This is a genomic window from Mesorhizobium sp. M1A.F.Ca.IN.020.04.1.1 (assembly GCF_003997315.1).
Taxonomy (GTDB): Bacteria; Pseudomonadota; Alphaproteobacteria; order Rhizobiales; family Rhizobiaceae; genus Mesorhizobium.
Genome location: NZ_RZSN01000059.1, coordinates 24,517 through 31,060 on the forward strand (window position 1 = coordinate 24,517; position 6,544 = coordinate 31,060).

The window sequence follows — 6,544 nt, forward strand, 5'->3', positions numbered from 1 at the left end:
GCCCGAGGATGGCAAAGGTGTAGTTAAACAAAAACGGCCCGCCTTTCGGCGGGCCGTTCGTCGTGGAGCTATAGCCTGATCACGGAGACGGCGCAGGTGCCGGAGCCGGGGCAGGCGTCGGAGTGGGCGCGGGTGCCGGGGCTGGCGTCGGAGCTGGAGCAGGCGTTGCGGGCGCAGGTTCAGGCGTTGCAGGCGCCGGGGCCGGCGTCGTCGCGGCCGGCGGCTCGGAAGTCGCGGGGGCGTGCTCGCCACCGGTTCTGCCAAAAACATAATACGCAACAATGGCCAGGATAATGACAACTAGGGCGATCAGCCACCCGCTGCCGCCACCACCGCCCCTCGAGGGCGGCGTGCTCGACGGGGTGTAGGGGTCGTTAGGGTTCGCCATGAAACGTGTCCTCCTTGGAATGAAAGGCATCAAATAGCAGCCATCAACGCGCGGATCCCCTAATGGGTTTCACGCAGGCGGACGGAAAGCGCTGAAAAACCGGCATTTTCCGCTCCCCAGCCGCCAGACGACTCAGTTGACGGCGGTAACACTATACCCCGCTTTGCGGAAATCTTCGACCAGTCCGTCAGGGCCGGGCAGATGCAGCGCGCCGACCGCCATGAAGGCATTGCCCCTGGCCAGAATCGGCATGGCATGCGCGACCATGACCTTGTTGCGGCTGGTGATCATGGTCTGCTCAAAGGCGGCATAGCCGGCCTGGTCGTCCGCCGTGTCGGGCAGCACGGTGCGAAACAGCGGCCAGAACATGCCGACCTCGCCGCGTTGGTAGAGCACGATCATGGTTTCGTTGACGTCGTTCACCTTGTCGCCGAGCTTCAGCGTCTCGACCAACCCCTTCATGTGGTAGGCGAGCGGCAGCGAAGCCATGGCGCGCAGTTGGTCGACGGCGGTTTCCAACCCCTCGACGTCCTTGCCGGACGCTTTGGCGTCGGCGGCCAGCTTGACGTCCAGCACCGGCGCGCCGGCGCTCTGGCGCGCCACCTCGCAGGCCGGCAGCGCCACCATGGCCGACAGGATCCACGGCTTCATCTTGGCCACCGTCAGAGGCGGAATGCCGCGTGCATCGAGCCCCTTGTTCAGTACTGCCGCATCCTCGGGCGACAGCAGCGAGGACAGCGTCGTGTTGTCCGTGAACATCATCAGGCCAGGCTCGGCGGCCATGGCGGCCATCATCTTGGCCTTGTCGAGGGCGTCGGTGGTTTCGATGATGATGGTGTCGGCGCCTTCATAGGCTTTTTGGGCCGCGGCAGGCAGCGTGGTGACGCGCGCGTCCGTCATGTGCATGGTGCCGAAGAGATAGGACGGCTCCTCGCCTGGTTTCTCGAGCTTCCACAACAGCCCCCGGCCGTTTGGAACGGCGGCGGCTTCGGTCTCGACCTTCTTGAAGGCGGCGGGATCGCTCTTTGCAAGACCCGCCAGCAGGTCGCTGCCGCCGCAGGCGGGCGCTTCGGCATGCGCGCGGCCGGCCAGCAGCAGCACGAGCAGGAACGAAAGGAAAAACAGCAGGTTGAGCGCTGCGAGCAGCTTCAACGAGACGAGGGCCGCGCGGTCGGCGATGGCGATAACGCGTTTCATGGCAAGCTTCTTAAGGGCAAAAAGCGGCAAAACGGTTAATCGAGAGCCGAAATTGTTGTCGACCGGCTCGGATTCCCGGCGGCAGCGTTAGACGGGTGGCCCTGCGCCGATGGAAGGCCGTGGCTGATCTGCCGCCAGTTTCGATGATCCCCGCGGTCGAGCGGCCCAACTGGTTGCTGGATCTGACGGGAGAGATTGCGCCGAAAACGCCGATCCCCTAGATCATGCGACCGTAAAGCGCCCGGCAGGGGACCCCGTGTGATCATTGACAACGCCGCCTTCGAGCGCTACCGGCGCTCGCCGAACGAGAAAACCACCCTGCTCCGGCTCCTGCTCGGAACGGCGATCGTCGTTCTCTTCTGGCTCGCCGTGACGCTGGTCGTGCTCGTCGCCGGCACCGCCGCCTTCATCGTCTTGCGCCTCCCGGGCCCGGCGACCGGACAGCCGATCCAGGATTTCCTTGCCTCTCCCGCCGGCATCCTCACCGCGCTGGCGTCCTTTGCCGGCATCTGGATCGGTCTTTGGGCCGCGATGCGTTTCGTTCATGGCGAGCCGCTCTCGGCGCTGATCGGCCCAGACCGCCGCATCTCGCGCGGCGGGTTTCTCAAAGGCCTGGTCGCGGTTCTGACAACCTCCTTGTTCTCCGAGGTGCTGCTCTATTGGCTGCAGCCGGAGATCGTCCGCGGATCGATCGCGTTCTCGTCCTGGCTGCTCTTGCTTCTCGCGATCGTGCCGCTCGCCTTTCTGCAGACCTCATCGGAGGAGGCTCTGTTCCGTGGCTATCTGCTGCGTGGCCTCGCCAGCCGCTTTGGCAGCCCGCTGATCTGGGCCGCGCTGCCGGGGCTTCTGTTCACCGCGTTGCATTGGAGCCCGGCCTCGACGCTTGCCATCAATGCCAGCGTGCTGGTCTCGATCGCCGCCTTCGCGCTGCTGCTGACGCTGCTGGTCTATGTGACCGGCAATCTCGGCGCTGCATTCGGCGCCCATCTCGGCAACAATCTGATCGGCTTCCTGCTGATCTCGCACCAGCAGAGCTACAATTCCTTCGCCCTGTTCAACGCCAAGCCGCTGGAAGGCCCCGGCTGGACCAATTGGGACGCCGTTCTCATCGCCGCGATCGGCATCGTAAGCACGCTGCTGACGATGCTCCTGCTTCTGCATCGCCGCTCACCCCTGAAGGTCGGGCCGGACGAGCCATGATCCAAAAAAGCGGAAGCCGGTTTCTTGATCAAACCGTGGTCAACCAGAAAACCGACGGGCTCGCCTGATGCGCATCACGCTGGTGGCGGAACGCACCATTCCCTGCAAAGGCTATGGCGGCACTGAGCGGCAGGTCGACTGGCTGGCAACAGAGCTTTCGCGTCTCGGCCACAAGGTGGTCCTGATCGCCGGTCGCGGCTCGAGCCATCCGCTGTGCGAAGTGCGGCAGGCCTCTTCGGCCGCTGAATGCCGCGCTGCGATCCCGGCCGACACCGACATCGTGCATTTCAATGGCTGGTACATCGAGATTTCGCGACCGGCGCTCTATACGATGCACGGCTTCGACCCGAAATTCACGCAAAACAGGCCAAACTGGAACTTCGTCAGCGCCAGCCATGCGCGCAACCATGGGCGGGAAACCTTCGTCCACAACGGCTTTCCGGTCGACGCCTATCGGCTGTCCGCCCGCAAGACGGGCAGGCTCCTGTTTCTGGCCGGCATCGCCCGCGCCGGCAAGAACCTCAACCGGGCTGTCGATCTCGCCCGTGCCTTCGATTTCCAGCTCGATATCGCCGGCGGCTCGCGCTGGCAGCTCCTGCAGCGCACCAAGGTTCGACGCCAGGGTGTCTTCTTCAAGAGCCTCGGCCGCCGCTTCCGCTACCACGGCGTCGTCGACGGCGACGAGAAGCTGCGCCTGCTGGGAGAAGCCAGAGCTTTTCTCAACCCGATCGCCTGGGAAGAGCCGTTCGGCATGGCGCCGGTCGAAGCGATGCTCTGCGGCACGCCGGTGTTGACGACACGGCGCGGCGCGCTGCCCGAAATCGTCGACGGCGCCACCGGTCGCCTCTTCGACACCGATGCCGAGTTCGCCAAGGCCTTGGCCGACATCGCCGGCTTGTCCCCTGAGCAGTGCCGTGCATCCGCCGCCGCGCGATTTCCCATCGCCAAGACGGCAAACGGCTATCTCGATCTCTATACGCGCATCCTGGACGGCGAAAAGCTGCCCTGAACCCCCTTTGGGCGCGGTGTCTTGCTCTTCAAAACGACCCCAGCCTTGACTCCGCCGCCGATTTCCTGTCTAGACGCGCACGAATTCCGCGACGAGACCCTCTCCGCGAAAGCCGACCAGGACGCCGAAGCCTCTTTGAGGCGAGAGCTGTAAACCGATCCTGGAGGCCAACACCCGGCAGCGCGATGCGCCCCCGGGTGCTTTTTGGCTTTGCGCTTTGGCTTGGCGACCCGGCGCGAACGCACTACCTCTCGGGTCGAATGAACCGAGATCGAAGGAAGCAAGATGTTTGAATCACTGCAGGAGCGCACAAGAGGCGTGGAGGGCCGCAGGCCCGACAGCGATCGGCATGAATCCAAGGCGCTCTCGCACGGCGGTCTGATCAATGTTTGAGTCCCTGCAAGAGCGCCTTGGCTCCATCCTGAACGGCCTGACCGGCCGCGGTGCGCTGTCGGAGGCGGACGTCTCTGCGGCGTTGCGCGAGGTGCGCCGGGCACTGCTTGAGGCCGATGTGGCGCTCGAGGTGGTTCGCTCTTTCACCGACAAGGTGCGCGAGAAGGCGGTCGGCGCCGCGGTGCTGAAGTCGATCAAGCCCGGACAGATGGTCGTCAAGATCGTCCATGACGAGCTGGTCGATATGCTCGGTGCCGAGGGCGTCGCTATCGACCTCAACGCGCCCGCGCCCGTCGTCGTCATGATGGTCGGCCTGCAGGGTTCCGGCAAGACGACGACCTCGGCCAAAATCGCCAAGCGCCTTACCGAGCGTCAGAACAAGAAAATTCTGATGGCCTCGCTCGACACGCGGCGTCCGGCCGCGCAGGAGCAGCTGCTCCAGCTCGGCGAGCAGACCAAGGTCGCCACGCTGCCGATCATCGCCGGCCAAAGCCCGGTCGATATCGCCAAGCGCGCCGTGCAGGCGGCAAAGCTCGGCGGCCACGACGTCGTCATCCTCGACACCGCCGGCCGCACCCATATCGACGAGCCGCTGATGGTCGAGATGGCCGACATCAAGAAGGTGTCGTCGCCGCACGAAATCCTGCTGGTCGCCGACTCGCTGACCGGCCAGGACGCCGTCAACCTAGCGAAAAGCTTCGACGAGCGCGTCGGCATCACCGGCCTGGTGCTGACCCGCATGGACGGCGACGGCCGCGGCGGCGCCGCGCTTTCGATGCGCGCCGTCACCGGCAAGCCGATCAAGCTGATCGGCACCGGCGAAAAGATGGACGGGCTGGAGGAATTCCACCCCAAGCGCATCGCCGACCGCATCCTCGGCATGGGCGACATCGTCTCGCTGGTCGAGAAGGCCGCCGAGACCATCGACGCCGAGCAGGCGGCGGCGATGGCCAAGAAGATGCAGTCGGGCAAGTTCGACCTGAACGACCTTGCCGCGCAGCTTCAGCAGATGTCGAAAATGGGCGGCATGGGCGGCATCATGGGCATGATGCCCGGCATGGGCAAGATGAAGGACCAGCTCGCCGCGGCCGGCTTCGACGACAAGATGTTCCGCCGGCAGCTCGCCATCATCTCCTCGATGACCAAGGCCGAGCGCGCCAACCCCGATATCTTGAAGCACTCGCGCAAGAAGCGCATCGCCGCCGGCTCCGGCACCGACGCGGCCGAGATCAACAAGCTCTTGAAGATGCATCGCGGCATGGCCGACATGATGAAGGCGATGGGCGGCAAGGGCAAAGGCGGCGGCATGATGCGCGGCATGATGGGCGGCCTTGCCTCGAAGATGGGCCTTGGCGGCATGATGCCCGGCGGCGGCATGGCCGACCTTTCCAAGATGGACCCGAAGCAGCTGGAGGCCTTGCAGAAGCAGGCCCAGGCTGCCGGTCTCGGCAAAGGCCTGCCGGGCGGGCTGCCCGGCGGACTTCCCGGCGGCGGGTTGCCGGGCCTGCCCGGCGGCATGAAACTGCCGGGCCTTCCCGGTCTCGGCGGCGGCGGGCTGCCTGGCCTTGGCAAGAAGAAGTGAGGGGGGCGATGAACGAGGAGAAGGATATGGCCGAGGCACGCGCCGTTCTGGCGGGCTACCGCGCTTCGATCGACAACATCGACGCCGCCCTCATTCATATGCTGGCTGAGCGCTTCCGCTGCACCAAGGCGGTCGGCGTGCTGAAGGCCGAGCATGGCCTGCCGCCAGCCGACCCGGCGCGCGAGCAGCAGCAGATCGCCCGCCTGCGCCAACTGGCGAAGGATGCGCATCTCGATCCGGATTTTGCGGAGAAATTTCTGAACTTCGTCATCCGCGAAGTCATCCGGCATCACGAACAGATCGCCGCTAACAACGGCGTGACGAAAACCGGCTGAAGCTGGTGTATGTCGCCCAAACTGCGCAGCGGTCTTGGGATTACGACTTGCACAAGGCCAAAGCCGCAACCCAATCAACGAACTCAGAGCTTGTTAGGAGATAAAGAATGGCACTGAAGATCAGACTGGCCCGTGCGGGCTCGAAGAAGCGTCCCTATTACCACGTCGTCGTCGCCGACGCCCGTTCGCCGCGCGACGGCCGTTTCATCGAGGCGCTCGGGTCGTGGAACCCGCTGCTGCCGAAGGACGGCGAACGCGTGAAGGTCGATGCCGACCGCGTCAAGCACTGGCTCTCGCACGGCGCCCAGCCGACCGACCGCGTGCTGCGCTTCCTGGACGAGGCCGGCATCGCCAAGCGTCCGGCCCGCTCCAACCCGAACAAGGCCCTGCCAGGCAAGAAGGCGCAGGAGCGCGCAGCCCTGCTGAAGAAGGCCCAGGAA

At 65.1% G+C, this 6,544-nt stretch carries 6 protein-coding genes; 5 read left to right on the plus strand and 1 reads right to left on the minus strand.

Annotated features, from left to right (window positions below; translation table 11 throughout):
* Positions 1-520: 520 nt before the first annotated feature.
* On the minus strand, positions 521-1,585 hold the full coding sequence (locus tag EOA49_RS14455; RefSeq protein WP_067324628.1) for a TraB/GumN family protein: 1,065 nt from the start codon (positions 1,583-1,585) through the stop codon (positions 521-523).
* Positions 1,586-1,843: 258 nt separating this feature from the next.
* Here EOA49_RS14455 and EOA49_RS14460 point away from each other — a divergent pair, with 258 nt between their 5' ends.
* From EOA49_RS14460 to rpsP, 5 genes are all read left to right on the plus strand, one after another.
* Positions 1,844-2,785 carry a CPBP family intramembrane glutamic endopeptidase gene (locus EOA49_RS14460; protein WP_095799601.1) on the plus strand — a complete coding sequence of 314 codons (942 nt, stop codon included), beginning with the start codon at positions 1,844-1,846 and terminating at the stop codon, positions 2,783-2,785.
* Between the two features lie 67 nt (positions 2,786-2,852).
* Positions 2,853-3,794, plus strand: a complete 942-nt coding sequence (locus EOA49_RS14465; RefSeq protein ID WP_127241898.1) for a glycosyltransferase — start codon at positions 2,853-2,855, stop codon at positions 3,792-3,794.
* Positions 3,795-4,179: 385 nt separating this feature from the next.
* Positions 4,180-5,769 carry a signal recognition particle protein gene (gene ffh, locus EOA49_RS14475; protein ID WP_127243210.1) on the plus strand — a complete coding sequence of 530 codons (1,590 nt, stop codon included), beginning with the start codon at positions 4,180-4,182 and terminating at the stop codon, positions 5,767-5,769.
* An 8-nt stretch (positions 5,770-5,777) separates the two neighbouring features.
* Entirely contained in the window at positions 5,778-6,104 is a 327-nt protein-coding gene (locus EOA49_RS14480) for a chorismate mutase (protein ID WP_066991680.1), read from the plus strand.
* A gap of 107 nt (positions 6,105-6,211) precedes the next feature.
* The coding region (gene rpsP / locus EOA49_RS14485; RefSeq protein ID WP_127243211.1) for a 30S ribosomal protein S16 at positions 6,212-6,544 on the plus strand (333 nt) is incomplete at its 3' end.